Genomic DNA, 16,424 nt, shown 5'->3' on the forward strand with positions numbered 1-16,424 from the left:
TACGCAAGACTTGATAGGAGTCGCTGAAACCATGGCGGTCTCAGTAACACTGCCCGCGCTGGGCGAGAGCGTTTCCGAGGGCACCGTCACCCGTTGGCTGAAGGCCGAGGGTGAGCGTGTCGAGGTCGACGAGCCGCTGCTGGAGGTGTCGACCGACAAGGTCGACACCGAGATCCCGGCCCCGGCCTCCGGCATCCTCTCCTCGATCAAGGTCGCCGAGGACGAGACCGTCGAGGTGGGCGCCGAGCTGGCGATCATCGACGACGGCTCGGGTGCCCCGGCCGCTGCCCCGGCCCCGGTCGCCGAGGCCGCGCCCGTCGCCGCCCCCGCTCCGGTCGCCGCCCCGGCCCCCGTTGCCGCTCCGGCTCCGGTCGCCGAGGCCCCGGCTGCCGCTCCGGCCGCCCCGGCCGGCGACGCCACCCCGGTGCTGCTGCCCGCGCTGGGCGAGTCGGTCACCGAGGGCACCGTCACCCGCTGGCTGAAGGCCGAGGGTGAGACCGTCGAGGTCGACGAGCCGCTGCTTGAGGTCTCCACCGACAAGGTCGACACCGAGATCCCGTCGCCGGTCGCCGGCACCCTGGTGAAGATCCTCGTCGGCGAGGACGAGACCGCCGAGGTCGGCGCCCAGCTCGCGCTGATCGGCGCCGCCGGTGCCGTCGCCGCCGCCCCGGCTCCGGTCGCCGCGCCGGCTCCCGCTGCCGCTCCGGCCCCCGTTGCTCCGGCCGCCCCGGCTCCGGTCGCCGCTCCGGCCCCTGTTGCTCCGGCCGCTCCGGCCCCGGTCGCCGCTCCGGCTCCGGTTGCCGCCGCCCCGGCTCCCGTTGCCGCCCCGGCCCCGGTCGCCGCTCCGGCTCCGGCTGCCCCGGTGGCCGACAACGGTGACGCCTACGTCACCCCGCTGGTGCGCAAGCTCGCCGCCGAGCACGGCGTCGCGCTGGCCTCCGTCGCCGGCACCGGCGTCGGCGGCCGCATCCGCAAGCAGGACGTCATCGCCGCCGCGGAGGCCGCCAAGGCCGCTCCGGCCCCGGTCGCCGCTGCCGCCCCGGCCGCCGCGCCGAAGGCCGCCGCCGCGCCGTCCGCCCTGCGTGGCCAGACGGTCAAGATGACCCGCATGCGCAAGGTCATCGGCGACAACATGATGAAGGCGCTGCACGAGCAGGCCCAGCTGACCAGCGTGGTCGAGGTGGACGTCACCAAGATCATGTCGATGCGCGCCAAGGCCAAGGACGGCTTCCTGGCCCGCGAGGGCGTCAAGCTCTCCCCGATGCCGTTCTTCGTCAAGGCCGCCGCCCAGGCGCTGAAGGTCCACGCGGTCGTCAACGCGCGGATCAACGACGCCGAGGGCACGGTCACCTACCACGACTCCGAGAACATCGGCATCGCGGTGGACTCCGAGAAGGGCCTGATGACCCCGGTCATCAAGGGCGCGGGCGACCTCAACATCGCCGGCATCTCGAAGAAGACCGCCGAGCTGGCCAGCAAGGTCCGCGACAACAAGATCACCCCGGACGAGCTGTCCGGCGCGACCTTCACCATCAGCAACACCGGCTCGCGCGGTGCGCTGTTCGACACCGTGATCGTGCCGCCGAACCAGGTCGCCATCCTGGGCATCGGCGCCACCGTCAAGCGCCCGGTCGTCATCGAGGCCGACGGCGGCACCGCCATCGGCATCCGCGACATGGTCTACCTGTCGCTCTCCTACGACCACCGCCTGGTGGACGGCGCCGACGCCGCCCGCTACCTGGTCTCGGTCAAGGAGATCCTGGAGGCCGGCGAGTTCGAGGTCGAGCTCGGCCTCTGACCCCACCCGGTCACCGCGGCACCCCGCGTACGGAACCCCGCGTCGTCCCCGGACGGCGCGGGGTTCCGCCGTTCCCACCCGTACTCTTGCGACGCGCCCGGGGCCGTGGCATGCGCGGACGCGGCCGAACGGGGATGCTTGAGCGGTGATGGACGAGACGGACTTCTGGCAGATCATCGACGAGACCCGCGACGCCGCCGAAGGCGACCCCGACGAACAGGCCGACCTCCTGGTGGAACGGCTCCTCCAGCTGACCCCGGACGATGTGATCGACTTCGCCCGGCTGTTCCAGGCGCGGTACCGGCGCGCCTACCGGAACGACCTGTGGGGCGCCGCCTACCTCCTGCTCGACGGCGCCTCCGACGACACCTTCGACTACTTCCGGTCCTGGCTGATCGGTCAGGGCCGGGAGGTCTTCGAGGGCGGCCTGGCCGAGCCGGACGACCTGGCGGACCTGCTGCCCGAGTTCGACGAGGAGGAGGACGGCGAGGCCGAGGACCTCGGCTACGCCGCCGACGAGGCGTACGAGCAGCTGACCGGGCTGCCGCTGCCCGAGGTCGGCGGACGGCAGGCCGGGCGGCCGTCCGGGCCGGCGCTGGACTTCGACGACCCGGACGTCATGGCGAAGCGCTTCCCCAAGCTCTGGGAGCGGTACGGGGACTGACCGCGGTACTCAGGTGCTGCTGCCGGACGAGGTGTCCTGGGTGATGCCGTTGAGGAGCTGGTCCAGCACCGAGAAGTCCGGCGCGCTCGGGGTGTCGTCCACGCCGCCCTCCATGACCACGAAGCCGCCGCCCTTGGCCGGGAGGGCGGCGAGCAGGACGTAGCCCTGGGTGCCGTCCGAGGTGCGGACGTGCCAGCGGGTGGCGTAGCCGAGCACACCGGCCACCTTGACGTAGCCGGAGCCGGCGTCGGTGTGGGAGCTGATCCCGGTGAAGATCCCTCCGGCGTAGCCGGGCATCGCGGTGTCGGCGGCCTCCCTGGCCGTGGTGCCCTGGACGCTGTCCTTCTCGATCGAGAACTGGCCGCGGATGCAGGTGCCGCCGCTCGGGCAGGTGTACTGGCCGGTGCCGAGGTAGAGCGAGGAGTGCTTGAGGCCGGTCGACACCTCCCAGCCCTCGAAGAGCGGCACCAGGATCGCGTGCTGCGGGTCGGGGACGGTGCTCTTGACCACCGGCGCGGGCTTGGGCGGCGCGGGGGTGGGCGTGGTCGGGCTGGGGCGCGGCGTGGGGCTGCTGGTTTCGGTCACGGTGACCGTGGGGTTCGGGGTCGGGTCCGCCCGGTGGTTGTCGTCACCGCCACTCCCGCTGAGGGCGATCCCGGCGACGATCCCGCCCACGGCCAGCACGGCGACGGCGATGCCGACGAGCACGCCGGTCTTCCGCTTGGCCGGGGGCGGCGGATAGTAGCCCGGGTCGGGCCGGCCGTAGCCGGGAGTGCCGTAACCCGGGTAGCCGGGGTTCTGGGGCGGGTAGCCGGCCTGGCCGCCCTGGCCCTGGTAACCGCCCTGCCCCTGGTAGCCGTCCTGGCCGGGGTAGGTGTACGTCGGGGCCGGCGAGCCGCCGGGGTAGCCGTACCCGGGGCGCTCGTCGGAGGGCTGCTGCTGCCAGGTCTGGGTGGCGGCGTCGGCGAGCCCGCCCGCGACGCCGCCCTGAAGCGGCCTGACCTCGTTGCTCCAGGCGCTGCCGTCCCACCAGCGCTCGTGACCGGGGGTGCCGTCCGCACCCGGAACCGGGTACCACCCGGGAGGCGTCGAGTTGCTCACGGCGGTACGGTACCCGGCGCGGCGGCGCCCCAGACGACCGGGACTGTCACGACTCCGCACCACCAGGGGCCGCCAACCGCCCTTTGCGGCAAGCCTGTTCGGGCAGGCGGGCGGGTTCGGACGGCGAGCGTTCGGGTTCGGACGGCGGACGGGCTCCGACGGTCAATCGGCGAGGCTGCGGGCCATCCAGACGTCGTCCACGTACTGCCCGTCGATCAGGAACTCCTCGGCCAGCGAGCCCTCGACGACGAAGCCGCAGCTCTCGTAGAGGCGCCGGGCCGGGGCGTTCCAGCCGAGCACCCGCAGGGTCACCCTGCGGGCGCCCTCGGCCCGGGCCGCCGCGCAGGCCGCCTCGACCAGTCGGCGGCCGATGCCCCGGCCACGGACGGTGCCGTCGACGACCAGGCCCTGGATCTGCCGCACGTGCCGGTTGCAGGCCAGCGGGGTGGGCGGGACCTGGCGGACGTAGCCGACGATCCGGCCGTCCAGCACGGCCAGCAGGTACTGCTCGGGGGTGTGCCGCTCGTCGAAGATCGGGTCCTCGACGGGCGGTGGCGGGAGGACGTCGGACAGGACGGACCAGGCCGCGTGGTTGACGACGGCGAGCTCGCGGTCGTCCTCACTGCGCGCCACACGGATGATCAGATCGTCATCAGGCATGCGCGTCATGCTAACGAGGCGTACGGGCGAGCGTGACGAGCCGTCGGAAACGCGGGGGAGCTGCGAGGATGGGGCCATGCGCATCGCTGTCACGGGCTCCACGGGTTTGATCGGTTCGGCACTCGTCCGCTCCCTGCTGGCGGACGGCCATGAGGTGGTCCGGCTGGTCCGGCACCGTTCGAAGACCGGCCCACGGCCGGACGGCAGCACGGCGATCGGCTGGAACCCGCTGCTCGGCGAGGTCGAGCGGGACGGGCTGGCCGGGGTCCAGGCCGTGGTGCACCTGGCCGGCGCCGGGGTCGGCGACCGCCGCTGGACGGATTCCTACAAGCGGGAGATCCGGGAGAGCCGGGCGTACGGCACCGAGACGCTGGCCGTCGCGCTGGCCGAGCTCAAGGAGCCGCCGCAGGTGCTGGTGAGCGCCTCCGCCGTCGGCTGGTACGGGCAGACCGGTGACCGGGTGATCGACGAGGACTCCCCCGCCGGCGACGACTTCCTCGCCGAGGTCTGCCGGGAGTGGGAGGACGCCGCCCGGCCGGCCGAGCGGGCCGGCATCCGGGTCGTCCACCCGCGCAGCGGGATGGTGCTCTCCTCGGCCGGCGGGGCGGGCGCCCGGCTGTTCCCGCTGTTCAAGCTGGGCCTCGGCGGGCGGCTCGGCAGCGGGCGGCAGTACTGGAGCTTCATCTCGCTGCACGACGAGGTGGCCGCGCTGCGGTTCCTGATCGACCACGACGACCTCTCCGGCGCCTTCAACCTCACCGCGCCGAACCCGGTGACCAACGCCGAGCTGACCGCCGCGCTCGGGCGGGCGCTGCGGCGGCCGACGCCGTTCCCGGTGCCGGAGGCGGTGCTCAAGGTGGTGCTGGGCGAGATGGCGGTCGAGGTGGTCGGCAGCCACCGGGTGGTGCCGCGCCGGCTGCTGGACGCGGGGTTCCGCTTCACCCATCCGGATGTGTACTCGGCGGTGCTCGCGGCGATGTGACGGCGCGGCGCGGATTCGCGGCGCGGGCGCGTCGCGCGGACTCGCGGTGCGGGCGCGCGGGTGGCGGCGCGCGCTGCCGGGTGGGTGCACGTGCGGGTCACGCGGGGCCGCGCGTCCTCCGACTACGGCATCCGCCCTGGCCAGAGGCATATGCCGGGCGGGGCGGGAGGGGGCCCGGGGAGGGGGCGCATGGGAGCACATGACAGGCGCGTCGCACGCCCCCGGTGACCGTACGCGCCCGTCGACCCCCCAACCCGGCCGCTACGGCGCACTGTCCGTGACCGCGCCCCGCCCTGTGTCGCACGCCCCCGCCCGGAGCCCGGATCCGGCCCGGTGCGCTTGTCTGATGCTCCTACTGACGGGGCATCACCCTCCACGGACCGTGTCCCGGCACCCCGCTGCCTGCGTCGGCCGGAGCCCCGGGACCAGGGAGGGAGCACCCCAGTGCCCACGTACGACTTCACCCGCCGCGCCCGCCGGCCGTCCGACCCGGACGTCGTCGTGGTCGGCGCCGGACTCGCGGGCCTGGCCGCCGCCCGCGCGCTCACCGGTCGCGGCCTCGCCGTTCAGGTCCTGGAGACCACCGACCGGATCGGCGGCCGGATGGCCACCCGCGAGCAGGACGGATTCCGCCTCGACGACGGCAGCCACCTGCTGAACACCGCCTTCCCCGAACTTCGCCGCGCGCTCGACCTCGACCGTCTCGACCTCCGCCCGCTCGCGCCCGGCGTCCTGGTGCACAGCGCCGGCCGGCGGTACCGCACCGGCGACCCCCAGCTCACCGTCGCCCGGCAGGCCGCCACCCGGGCCCCGCTCGGCAGCCCGCTGGACAAGGCCCGCCTCGGCGGCTGGCTCGGCCGGCTCGCCGGCACCGCCGTCGGCCGGCTCCAGGCCCGGCCGGAGACCACCACCGCCCGCGCCCTGGGCGGCCACGGCCTCGCCCCGCGCACCGTGGACGGCTTCCTGCGCCCGCTGCTCAGCGCACTGCTCTCCGATCCGGCGCTCGGCACCAGCAGCCGGATCGCCGACCTGGTGCTGCGCTCGTACGCGCGCGGGCGGCTCTGCCTGCCCGCCGACGGGATCGCGGCCGTCCCCGCCCAGCTGGCCGCCGCCCTACCCGCCGACACCGTCCGGACCGGAGTACGGGTCACCTCGATCGCCGCGGACGGCGTGGAGACCCTCGCACACGGCCGGATCGGCGCCCAGGCCGTCATCGTCGCCACCGACGCCCGCTCCGCCGCCGACCTCCTGCCCGGACTGCGGCTGCCGGACTTCCACCCCGTCACGACCTTCTACCACGCGGCCGACCGCGCCCCGCTGGGCGAGGCCGTCCTGCTGCTCGACGGCGACCGGCCGAACGGGCACCCGCCGCTCGTCTCGCACTCGCTGGTGCTCAGCGAGCTGCACCCGTCCTACGCCCCGGCCGGCCAGGCCCTGATCGCCACCACCGTGCTCGGCCGGCGCGCCTTCGACCTGGGCGGCCCCGCCGGGCTGGAGCCGACCGTCCGGGCCCGGCTGGCCCAGCTCTACGGCACCTCGGCGGCGGGCTGGCAGTTCCTCAACGTGCGCCACGTCCCGGACGCGCTGCCCACGATGCCGCCCCCGCACAACCCCCGCCGCCCGGTCCGACTCCTGGCCGGCCTGTACGTCGCCGGAGACCACCGGGACACCAGCACCGTCCAGGGCGCCCTGGTCTCCGGCCGCCGGGCGGCCCAGGCGGTCCTGCGCGACCTCGGCGTCCCGGCCGACACCCGGGAGGCGGAGGCGGCAGCCTGACACCTCACCGCCGGAGCGCCCGGCACACCAGCGGCCTGCCGGGGTGACAGGCCGACGGAGTGCCCAGGCGCCGAGGGCGGGGGTGTGAGGCCCTGGCCTCGCGCCCCCGCGCGCCGACCACCCAACGCACGACGGCCCGGCCCCCGTGAACCAGGAGCACGGGGCCGGGCCTCGCCCTCAGGCGGCCCCGGGTGCGCCGTCGGCCCGGACTCCGTACGCCAACGGCCCGGTGGGGCCCACGCGCCGAACGCCACACGCCGCACACCGCACGCGCTACAGCCTCCGCCTCGCACGCCGGGCGCCGACGGACTCCGCGTCGGCGCCCCGTGCCGGGTGGGTCAGATCACCCCCGCCTGTCGGGCCGACTCCTCGAAGGCGCGGGCCACCGGGCTGCCGCGGTACGGGGTGAGGCGGCGGTGGAAGTCCCGGACGTACTCCAGCGAGCGGGCCGAGCGCATCTCCCCCGCCGCCCGCAGCGCGTCGGTGGCCATGGTGCAGGCCTCGTCGAGGTCCCCCATGCCGAGCCGGGCGGTGGCCAGCACCAGCCGGCAGAAGATCCGGCTGCGCGCGTAGGCGGGCGAGCGCAGCCGCAGCGACTTCTCGGCGTGCTGCGCGGCCGTCCGCCACTGCTGGAGGTCGCGGTAGCAGTGGGCGAACTCGTCGGAGAGCTGGGCCTCGTCGAAGTACCGCGCCCAGGAGGGCAGTTCGTCGCCCGTCCGGGCCGCGGCCAGGGAGCGTTCGGCGCGCACCAGGGCGGTGGTGCAGGAGCGGACGTCGCCCAGCAGGCCGTGCCCGCGCGCCTCGGCGGCGTGCATCAGCGACTGGACGACCGGCGGCACCGCGGTGCCCACGCCCTGCTGGGCGACCCGGGCCAGCTGGACCGCCTCCCGGCCGTGGCCGAGGTGGACGGCCTGCTGGCTCATCGTCACCAGCACGTAACCGCCGAGCGCGCGGTCCCCGGCGGCCTGGGAGAGGCGCAGCGACTGGACGAAGTAGCGCTGGGCCAGGCCGTGCGCGGCGATGTCGAAGGACGTCCAGCCGGCCAGCCTGGTGAGGTCGGCGACCGCGCCGAACAGGGCCCGGCCGATCTGCTCGCCGTAGCGGCCGCGCAGCATCGGCTCGGCCTCGCTCTCCAGGTAGCGCACCAGCGCCTGGCGGGCGTGGCCGCCGCCGTAGGCGTGGTCGAGGGCGCGGAAGAGGTCGCCGACGGCCCGGATGGCGGCGATGTCGCCGCGGCCGACCCGCAGGGCGGGGCGGGACTCCCGGGCCGGGTCGGTGTACGGCGGCTCGACCGCGAGGGGCGGCCGGCGGCTCTGGATGGGCACCCGGCCGATGGTGGGGGCGGTGCCGGTGGTGCCGGCCGTGCTGCGGGAGACGGGGGCGCCGACGCCCGGGCCGCGCGCCGGGCTCACGGGGGACGGGCCGGGCGCGCCCGGCGCCGGGGCGCCGGTGATGGCCGCGGAGGTGGCGCTGCCGGACGGCGGGCCGGTGGCGGCGTCCGGGCGGGCCAGGGTGGAGCCGTCCCGGGCGACCCGCTCGTCGGTGCGGCCGATCAGCCAGTCCCGGCTGGGGACGACCAGGCCGGCCGGGGTGAAGGCGATCCGGCGCAGCTCGGACTGCGGGCCGTTGTCCTTGCGCCACATGCTCGCCACGATGTCCACCGCCTCCTGCGGCGTCTCGGCGAACTCCAGGCCGGCGTAGACCGGGGCGCAGGCGTCCAGGCCGAGGTCCTGGGCGGTGAGGCGGCGGCCGAGCCGTCGGGTGAAGACCTCGGCGATCAGCGCCGGGGTGGCCCCGCGCGGCTGCTGGCCGCGCAGCCAGCGGGTGACCGAGGTCTTGTCGTAGCGCAGGTCGAGGCCGTGCTCCAGGCCGAGCTGGTCGACCCGGCGGGCGAGGCCCGCGTGCGAGAAGCCGGCCTCCTCGATCAGTGCCGCGAGCTGGCCGTTCTGCGGGCCCGTGCCGGAGTGGCCGGCTCGGGCCGGGGCGGGCGCGGGCCCGACGGGGGCCTCGTGCCGGTCGGGTGTGGCCTGCACCGGCAGCCGCAGGTCGTCGGCGGCCGGGGCATCGGCGGTCAGCGTGTCGGCGGTCAGGGCGTCGGGGGCGTCCGGAAGGGTCCGGCCGACCGGCCCTCGGTGCTGGCCGAGCGGGTCGAGCGGTCCGTACGCCGGGCTGTCGGTTGCAGGCCGTTGGGGCATGTCTGTCAACACCTCTCGGACGTCGCACCTGGCCTCACCAGCACTTAGGCGGCCTGGGGCGGCGCCCCCTGTCGGGAATCGGCGTGAATGTAGCGAGCATTCGGACGCTATGGGCGGATCTGACCGATCAATCCACCGAACGGGTGAAGCAACCGCGCCCATTGTGGGTAAGCGGGGCCACCTGGGGTTTGGCCGTCCGCGGTCGAACTTCCGGCCTTTCCGAGGGCGTCTCCGGGGGTGTCTCCGGAGTTCGATCCAGGGGGCTCTCCGAGGTGGCTCCCGAGGGCCTCTCCGAGGGTCGATCCGCCGTTCGGGCCCCGGGCCGGCGGCATGGCGAACGGCACCACAGCCCAGCGGACTGCTGTGGCGGTCCATCACATGGGAGCGGGGCCGCCGGATTCCTACCGTTCTCGGCCATGGACACCTCTACTGCCCGCCCGCTCGCCGGCCGCACGGCCATGGTCACCGGGGCCGCCTCGGGCATCGGCCGGGCCTGCGCCGAGGCCCTCGCCGGGGCCGGCGCCCGGGTCTACGTCGTCGACCTCGCGGCCGGCCCGGCCGAGGAGCTCGCCGAGCGGATCGGCGGTCGCGCGATCGTCACCGACCTCTCCGACCCCGAGGCCGTGGACGCCCTCCCGGACGACGCCGACATCGTCGTCAACAACGCCGGCCTCCAGCACGTCGCGCCCGTGCACGAGTTCCCGATCGAGCGCTTCACGCTGATCCAGCGGGTCATGGTCGAGGCCCCGTTCCGCATCCTGCGCCGCACCCTGCCGCACATGTACGAGCAGGGGTGGGGCCGGATCGTCAACCTCTCCTCCGTCCACGGCCTGCGCGCCAGCGCCTTCAAGTCCGCCTACGTCACCGCGAAGCACGCCCTGGAGGGCCTGAGCAAGACCGTCGCCCTGGAGGGTGCGCCGCACGGCGTCACCAGCAACTGCATCAACCCGGGCTACGTCCGCACGCCGCTGGTGGAGAAGCAGATCGCCGCCCAGGCGCTCGCCCACGGCATCCCCGAGGAGGAGGTGGTCGAGCGGATCATGCTCGACCGCACCGCCCTGAAGCGCCTCATCGAACCCGACGAGGTCGCCCAGCTCGCCGTCTGGCTCTGCTCCCCCGCCGCTTCCTACATCACCGGCGCCAGCCTCCCCGTCGACGGCGGCTGGACGGCCCACTGAGCCGGGGGCGCTCCGTGAGCCGGCCGAAGACCCCATAGGACAGGGACACACATTCGACCCCGGGACTATGTGAATCGATCACATAGTCCCGGGGTCGGGCGCTTCCTACCTTGTGGCGACATCGTCCCCCCATCCGGAAGTGGTGACCATGAACGGCTCCGGCACCCCGGCCAGCACAAGAGGCTCACTGCCACGTGTGGTGGCCGCGAGCCTCATCGGTACGACCGTGGAATGGTACGACTACTTCTTGTACGGAACAGCGGCGGCGCTGGTGTTCGGGAAGCTGTTCTTCCCGAACAGCGATCCGCTGACCGGGACGCTGCTGTCGTTCCTGACCTACGCGATCGGATTCGCGGCCCGGCCGCTCGGGGCGCTGGTGTTCGGGCACTTCGGGGACCGGATCGGGCGCAAGAAGCTGCTGGTGGTGAGCCTGCTGCTGATGGGCGGATCGACCACGGCGATCGGGCTGCTGCCCACGTACGACTCGATCGGGGCCGCGGCGCCGGTGCTGCTGACGGTGCTGCGGCTGGTGCAGGGCTTCGCGCTCGGCGGCGAGTGGGGCGGCGCCGTGCTGCTGGTGTCGGAGCACGGGGACCAGCGGCGGCGCGGGTTCTGGGCGTCCTGGCCGCAGGGCGGGGCGCCGGCCGGGAACCTGCTGGCGGCCGGGGTGCTGTCGCTGATGACGACGGTGCAGTCAGACGCGGACTTCCTGGCCTGGGGCTGGCGGGTGCCCTTCCTGCTGTCGGCGGTGCTGGTCGCGGTCGGCCTGTGGATCCGGCTCGCGGTGGACGAGTCGCCGCTGTTCCAGCAGGCGCTGGCCGCGCAGCGGAGCCGGAAGAAGGTCGAACGGCCGCCGCTGGTGGAGGTGTTGCGCGACCACTGGCGGGAGGTGCTGGTGGCCATGGGCGCGCGGATGGCGGAGAACATCTCCTATTACGTGATGACGACCTTTGTGCTCACCTACGCCGTCACCCACGCGCACTTCTCCAAGCAGACCGCGCTGAACGCCGTCCTGATCGCCTCCGCCATCCAGTTCGCGCTGATCCCGCTGTTCGGCGCGCTGTCCGACCGGGTCGGGCGCAAGCCCGTGTACCTGGTCGGCGCGGTCGGGGTGGGCGCCTGGGCCTTCGTCTTCTTCGGCATGGTGGACACCCGGTCCTTCGGCTCGCTGGTCGCCGCCGTGACCGTCGGCCTGGTCTTCCACAGCGCGATGTACGCCCCTCAGGCGGCCTTCTTCTCCGAGCTGTTCGCGACCCGGATGCGCTACTCGGGCGCCTCGATCGGGGCCCAGTTCTCCTCGGTGGCGGCCGGCGCCCCGGCGCCGCTGATCGCCACCGCGCTGCTCAAGGACTACGGCAGCGCCACCCCCATCGCGGTGTACGTCGCCATCGCGGCGGCGATCACCGTGCTGGCGGTGCTCTGCGGCCGGGAGACCAGGGGCCGGGACCTCGCCGAGGTCGCGGAGGAGGAGGGCCACCCGGGCCAGGAGGCGCAGGCCGGCGAGCTCGGGAAGCCTGCCGCCGCCTGAGGCCGAGCCGGTACGATCGCGCTTTCTCGGAACCGACGGAACCGACGCCGATTGGCAGCACGCACCATGAACCACCCTCACGAAAGCGCCGCGCCCGCGCTGCGGCGGCTGCTCGACCTGCTCGCCTCCGGCGCCGCCACCGAGGACTTCGCCGACGTGCTGGCCGACGCCCGCCGCCGCGGAGCGTCGGCCGCCGTCCTCGCCGAGATCGACGACGCCACCTGGCAGGCCCTGCGGGTCCACCGCACCCTGCGTCAACACCGGCGCCGCGAGGCCGAGTTGACTGCCCTGTTCGACACCGCAGGCGACCTCGCCGCCTCCCGGGACCTGGACACCGTGCTCCAGGCGATCGTCCGCCGGGCCCGGCTGCTGCTCGGCACCGACACCGCGTACCTGACCCTGCCGGACGAGGCCGCGGGCGACACCTACATGCGGGTCACCGACGGCTCGGTCTCCGTCCTGTTCCAGACCCTGCGGCTCAGCCTCGGCGACGGCCTGGGCGGGCTGGTCGCGCAGACCGCCCGCCCGTACGCCACCCCCGACTACCGCAACGACGCGCGCTTCCACCACACCGGCATGATCGACGCGGGCGTGCTGGACGAGGGCCTGGTGGCGATCATCGGGGTGCCGCTGCTGATCGGCGGGCAGGTCATCGGCGTCCTGTTCGCCGCCGACCGCACGCCGCGCGCCTTCTCCCCCGACGAGGTCGCGCTGCTCTGCTCGCTGGCCGCGCACGCCGCGATCGCCCTGGACACCGCCAAGTCGCTGGCCGACACCCGGGCCGCGCTGGCCGAGCTGAACGCCGCCAACGAGCTGGTCCGGGCCCACTCCGCCGCCGTCCAACGCGCCGAGCAGGCCCACGACCGGCTCACCGACCTGGTGCTGCACGGCGCCGAGGTGCCGGACGTCGCCGCCGCCGTCGCGGCCCTGCTGGGCGGCGAGATAGCGGTCCTGGACGCCGAGGGCGAACCACTGGCCGGACGCTCCGCCCCCGCCGCGGAACTGGCCGAGGCGTTCGCCGCCTCCCGGGCCGAGGGCCGGTCCGTACGGCACGGCGAGCAGTGGGTCTGCGCGGTGCTGGCCGGGCACGACGCGCTCGGCACCATGGTGCTGCGCGGCCGCCCCGACCTCGACGACGCCGACCGGCGGCTGTTCGAGCGGGCCAGTGTGGTCACCGCGCTGCTCCTGCTGCTGCGCCGCTCGGTCGCCGAGACCGAGAACCGGATCCGCGGCGAGCTGCTCACCGACCTCCTCACCGCACCCGAACGCGACCCGGCCGGGCTCACCGCGCGCGGCCGCCGGCTCGGCGTCGACCTCGCCAGGCCGCACCTGGTGCTGGTCGCGGAGCCGGCCGACGGGAAGGGCGACGACCGCGGACGGCTGGCGGGCGCGGCCCGGCGCTACCTGTTCGGCTCCCGGGGCGTCAGCGCCGAACACGGCGAGACGGTGGTGCTGCTGACCCCCGTCGAGTCCGGCGGCACCGACGACCCCGAGGCGACCGCCCGGCAGGCCGCCGAGCGGCTGGCCCGGCTCGCCGGGTTCCCGGTCACCGTCGGCGCCGGCCGCCCTGCCGCCGGGCCGTCCGCGCTGGCCGCCTCCTACACCGAGGGCCTGCGCTGCGTCCGGGCGCTACGGGTGCTCGGCCGCGCCGGCGAGGGCGCCTCGGCCCGCGCGCTCGGCTTCCTCGGCGTACTGCTCGGCGACGGCCACGACGTGGACGGCTTCGTCGGCGCGACGCTCGGCCCGCTGCTGGCGTACGACGCCCGGCGCGGCACCGAGCTGGTCCGCACCCTGCGCGCCTACTTCGACTGCGGCGGCAGCCTGACCCGGGCCAAGGACGAGCTGCACGTCCACGTGAACACCGTGGTCCAGCGGCTGGACCGGGTCGAGGCCCTGCTCGGGCGGGACTGGAACCACCCGGAGCGCTCGCTGGAGCTCCAGCTCGCGCTGCGCCTGCAACTGCTCGCGGCGAGCTGAGGGGATCCCACCGGGCCGGGTCGGGCCGGGCAGTTGGCGGGCTCGGTCCGGGCTCGGCGTACAGTGGGGAAGTTGGTCTCGAACGCCTGGCAAGGAGTGCGACACGGTGAGCAAGAACGTGCGTTTTGTTCACATGGGCATAGGTGAGCGGACCGTGCCCTACCAGGAGGCCTGGGAGGAACAGCAGCGGCTGCACGCGCTGCGGGTCGCGGACGAGATCCCCGACACCGTCCTGCTCCTGGAGCACCAGTCCGTGTACACCATGGGCAAGCGCACCAACCCCGCCGACCTGCCGCTCGACGGCACCCCGGTGGTCGAGGTCAACCGGGGCGGGGAGATCACCTGGCACGGCCCCGGCCAGCTGGTCGGCTACCCGATCGTCAAGCTGCCCGACCCGATCGACGTCATCGCCTACGTCCGCCGGCTGGAGGAGGCGCTGATCCGCACCGCCGACGAGTTCGGCATCGGCACCACCCGGGTCGAGGGCCGCAGCGGGGTCTGGGTGCTCGGCGAGTCCCTGCCGGACGCCGTGGTGGACCCGGCGCAGGTCGTGGACATCGGCAAGCTGACCCTGCGGATGGGCCTGCCGCTGGGCATCGACCCGCGCCTGGCCGGCCCCGAGTACGCGCCCTCCAACGCCGGTCAGCGCGGCGACGACCGCAAGCTCGCCGCGATCGGCGTGCGGGTCGCCCGCGGGGTGACCATGCACGGCTTCGCGCTCAACTGCGACCCGGACATGACCTGGTTCGACAAGATCGTGCCGTGCGGCATCCGGGACGCGGGCGTGGCCTCGCTCACCGGCGAGCTGAAGCGCGACCTGCCCGTCGCCGAGGCGGCGCCGCTGGTCGAGCGGCACCTGGCGGAGATCTTCGCCGAGCTGCCGGAGCCGGCGCCCAGCCGCTGACCCCTCCTTTCGGCGGCCACGGAACACATCGAGCCGCCGGGAATCTACTGGCCGGTAGTCGTGTTGCCCTGCGATTGCAGGGCGGCAGGCCCGGCGAAGCCCGTACAACCACAGGCGTACCCTGGGGGTACCCCGTCTAGTTCTAGGAGTCGCACGTGTCCGCTGTCGCGCCCGACGGCAGGAAGCTTCTCCGCCTGGAGGTCCGCAACAGCGAGACCCCCATCGAGCGGAAGCCCGAGTGGATCAAGACCCGCGCGAAGATGGGCCCGGAGTACAACGCCCTCCAGTCGCTGGTGAAGAAGGAGGGGCTGCACACGGTCTGCCAGGAGGCCGGCTGCCCCAACATCTTCGAGTGCTGGGAGGACCGTGAGGCGACCTTCCTCATCGGCGGCGACCAGTGCACCCGCCGCTGCGACTTCTGCCAGATCGACACCGGCAAGCCCGCCGAGTTCGACCGCGACGAGCCGCGCCGGGTCGCCGAGTCCATCGTCACCATGGACCTCAACTACGCCACCATCACCGGCGTCGCCCGCGACGACCTGGAGGACGGCGGCGCCTGGCTGTACGCCGAGACCGTGCGCCAGGTGCACGCGATGACCGCCGACCGCGAGGCCGGCCGCACCGGTGTCGAGCTGCTCATCCCCGACTTCAACGCGGTGCCCGAGCAGCTGGCCGAGGTCTTCTCCTCCCGCCCCGAGGTGCTCGCGCACAACGTCGAGACGGTGCCGCGGATCTTCAAGCGGATCCGCCCCGCGTTCCGCTACGAGCGCTCGCTGGACGTCATCACCCAGGCCCGCGCGGCCGGGCTGGTGACCAAGTCCAACCTGATCCTCGGCATGGGCGAGACCCGCGAGGAGGTCAGCCAGGCGCTGGCCGACCTGGTCGGCGCCGGCTGCGAGCTGATCACCATCACCCAGTACCTGCGCCCCTCGCTGCGCCACCACCCGGTGGAGCGCTGGGTGAAGCCGCAGGAGTTCGTCGAGCTCCAGGAGGAGGCCGAGGAGCTGGGCTTCGCGGGCGTCATGTCGGGCCCGCTGGTGCGTTCCTCGTACCGGGCCGGCCGGCTGTACCGGCAGGCGCTGGAGCGGCGCGAGCAGGCGGCGGTCTGATCGTCTCCCCGGCCGGGTCGATCGATCGAGCCATCATCGACCGACCCGTTTGAGCCATCTGAGCCATGCGAAGGGCGGAGCCACGGCTCCGCCCTTTCGCTTTCACCCCGCTTTGACGGCCTGGTCACGGGCTGGTAACACGGGGTGGGGACTCTGGACGCCCGGCGGGCGTTCGATTCTTCTCGGCCAAGTCTTCCCGCCCAAGCGCAGGTGCCAGGAGAGGAGCTGTTCGGCATGCGGATGCGGATCCGGTCGGTGGGGGTGGCGCTGCGGTTCGCCGAGAGCGTCCTGTCGGCTCCCGGGCAGCGGCACGCGCGCCGCAACGCCTGGGCGGCGGTGTGCGAGAACCGCGAGTACGCGGCGGACCGCCGGCACGACGACGCGGTGGCGGGGACCGGGACGCCGACGGCGGGCAGGCGGATCCGCTAGCGGATGCCGGCATCGCTCTGCGCGATGACCGCGGGCCCCAACGTCGCTGTGCGCGACGGAGTGTGGGCGTGCGCGTCACGGTTCGGGCGAACGGGTACCCGGGCTTGGATATCCCGTACCCGT

13 protein-coding genes are annotated in these 16,424 nt (G+C 74.3%); 10 read left to right on the forward strand and 3 right to left on the reverse strand.

The features are described 5' to 3' along the window. Window positions 1–31 precede the first annotated feature (31 nt). A complete protein-coding gene (gene sucB, locus QWJ13_RS05470) occupies window positions 32–1,798 on the forward strand; it encodes a 2-oxoglutarate dehydrogenase, E2 component, dihydrolipoamide succinyltransferase (RefSeq protein ID WP_316520880.1) in 1,767 nt (588 codons plus the stop codon). A gap of 148 nt (window positions 1,799–1,946) precedes the next feature. Then, entirely contained in the window at window positions 1,947–2,462 is a 516-nt protein-coding gene (locus QWJ13_RS05475; RefSeq protein WP_316521694.1) for a DUF4240 domain-containing protein, read from the forward strand. A gap of 9 nt (window positions 2,463–2,471) precedes the next feature. Here the strand turns inward: QWJ13_RS05475 and QWJ13_RS05480 are convergent, their stop codons facing one another. Then, the gene (locus tag QWJ13_RS05480) at window positions 2,472–3,563 is read right to left on the reverse strand and encodes a DUF2510 domain-containing protein (RefSeq protein WP_316520881.1); all 1,092 of its coding nucleotides are present in this window, start codon (window positions 3,561–3,563) and stop codon (window positions 2,472–2,474) included. A gap of 162 nt (window positions 3,564–3,725) precedes the next feature. Then, window positions 3,726–4,232, reverse strand: coding sequence for a GNAT family N-acetyltransferase (locus QWJ13_RS05485; protein ID WP_432277432.1), 507 nt, complete (start codon window positions 4,230–4,232; stop codon window positions 3,726–3,728). A gap of 67 nt (window positions 4,233–4,299) precedes the next feature. Here QWJ13_RS05485 and QWJ13_RS05490 point away from each other — a divergent pair, with 67 nt between their 5' ends. Both QWJ13_RS05490 and QWJ13_RS05495 read left to right on the forward strand, forming a co-directional pair. Further along, a complete protein-coding gene (locus tag QWJ13_RS05490; protein ID WP_316520883.1) occupies window positions 4,300–5,205 on the forward strand; it encodes a TIGR01777 family oxidoreductase in 906 nt (301 codons plus the stop codon). A 444-nt stretch (window positions 5,206–5,649) separates the two neighbouring features. After that, complete coding sequence (locus tag QWJ13_RS05495) at window positions 5,650–6,981, forward strand: FAD-dependent oxidoreductase (RefSeq protein WP_316520884.1); 1,332 nt, start codon at window positions 5,650–5,652, stop codon at window positions 6,979–6,981. Between the two features lie 338 nt (window positions 6,982–7,319). Here QWJ13_RS05495 and QWJ13_RS05500 read toward each other — a convergent pair whose 3' ends face one another. Further along, window positions 7,320–9,176 (reverse strand): NsdA family TPR-like regulatory protein, encoded by a 1,857-nt coding sequence (locus QWJ13_RS05500; RefSeq protein WP_316520886.1) that lies wholly within the window; start codon window positions 9,174–9,176, stop codon window positions 7,320–7,322. Between the two features lie 416 nt (window positions 9,177–9,592). Between QWJ13_RS05500 and QWJ13_RS05505 the strand changes: the two genes are divergently transcribed. The 6 genes from QWJ13_RS05505 to QWJ13_RS05530 all read left to right on the forward strand — a co-directional run bounded on the left by QWJ13_RS05505 (window position 9,593) and on the right by QWJ13_RS05530 (window position 16,301). Beyond that, the gene (locus QWJ13_RS05505; protein WP_316520887.1) at window positions 9,593–10,354 is read left to right on the forward strand and encodes a 3-hydroxybutyrate dehydrogenase; all 762 of its coding nucleotides are present in this window, start codon (window positions 9,593–9,595) and stop codon (window positions 10,352–10,354) included. Window positions 10,355–10,502: 148 nt separating this feature from the next. Next, window positions 10,503–11,882 carry an MFS transporter gene (locus QWJ13_RS05510; RefSeq protein WP_316521696.1) on the forward strand — a complete coding sequence of 460 codons (1,380 nt, stop codon included), beginning with the start codon at window positions 10,503–10,505 and terminating at the stop codon, window positions 11,880–11,882. 66 nt (window positions 11,883–11,948) lie between these two features. Then, window positions 11,949–13,859: a helix-turn-helix domain-containing protein gene (locus QWJ13_RS05515; protein WP_316520888.1), complete on the forward strand. Its 1,911-nt coding sequence runs from the start codon at window positions 11,949–11,951 to the stop codon at window positions 13,857–13,859. 133 nt (window positions 13,860–13,992) lie between these two features. Further along, window positions 13,993–14,763 carry a lipoyl(octanoyl) transferase LipB gene (lipB, locus tag QWJ13_RS05520; RefSeq protein WP_432277452.1) on the forward strand — a complete coding sequence of 257 codons (771 nt, stop codon included), beginning with the start codon at window positions 13,993–13,995 and terminating at the stop codon, window positions 14,761–14,763. 155 nt (window positions 14,764–14,918) lie between these two features. Then, on the forward strand, window positions 14,919–15,872 hold the full coding sequence (gene lipA / locus QWJ13_RS05525) for a lipoyl synthase (protein WP_316520890.1): 954 nt from the start codon (window positions 14,919–14,921) through the stop codon (window positions 15,870–15,872). A 234-nt stretch (window positions 15,873–16,106) separates the two neighbouring features. Then, on the forward strand, window positions 16,107–16,301 hold the full coding sequence (locus QWJ13_RS05530; protein WP_316520892.1) for a hypothetical protein: 195 nt from the start codon (window positions 16,107–16,109) through the stop codon (window positions 16,299–16,301). The last annotated feature ends 123 nt before the right edge of the window (window positions 16,302–16,424 follow it).

Origin of the sequence: Kitasatospora brasiliensis (assembly GCF_032654805.1) — a bacterium.
GTDB lineage: Bacteria > Actinomycetota > Actinomycetes > Streptomycetales > Streptomycetaceae > Kitasatospora > Kitasatospora brasiliensis.

Bases quoted from the DNA above. Each gene is read 5' to 3' on its own strand.
- sucB (WP_316520880.1), top strand. From the start codon at position 32: ATGGCGGTCTCAGTAACACTGCCCGCGCTGGGCGAGAGCGTTTCCGAG.
- QWJ13_RS05510 (WP_316521696.1), top strand. From the start codon at position 10,503: ATGAACGGCTCCGGCACCCCGGCCAGCACAAGAGGCTCACTGCCACGT.
- QWJ13_RS05500 (WP_316520886.1), bottom strand. From the start codon at position 9,176: ATGCCCCAACGGCCTGCAACCGACAGCCCGGCGTACGGACCGCTCGAC.
- lipB (WP_432277452.1), top strand. From the start codon at position 13,993: ATGGGCATAGGTGAGCGGACCGTGCCCTACCAGGAGGCCTGGGAGGAA.
- QWJ13_RS05490 (WP_316520883.1), top strand. From the start codon at position 4,300: ATGCGCATCGCTGTCACGGGCTCCACGGGTTTGATCGGTTCGGCACTC.
- QWJ13_RS05530 (WP_316520892.1), top strand. From the start codon at position 16,107: ATGCGGATGCGGATCCGGTCGGTGGGGGTGGCGCTGCGGTTCGCCGAG.
- QWJ13_RS05515 (WP_316520888.1), top strand. From the start codon at position 11,949: ATGAACCACCCTCACGAAAGCGCCGCGCCCGCGCTGCGGCGGCTGCTC.
- QWJ13_RS05475 (WP_316521694.1), top strand. From the start codon at position 1,947: ATGGACGAGACGGACTTCTGGCAGATCATCGACGAGACCCGCGACGCC.
- QWJ13_RS05485 (WP_432277432.1), bottom strand. From the start codon at position 4,232: ATGACGCGCATGCCTGATGACGATCTGATCATCCGTGTGGCGCGCAGT.
- QWJ13_RS05505 (WP_316520887.1), top strand. From the start codon at position 9,593: ATGGACACCTCTACTGCCCGCCCGCTCGCCGGCCGCACGGCCATGGTC.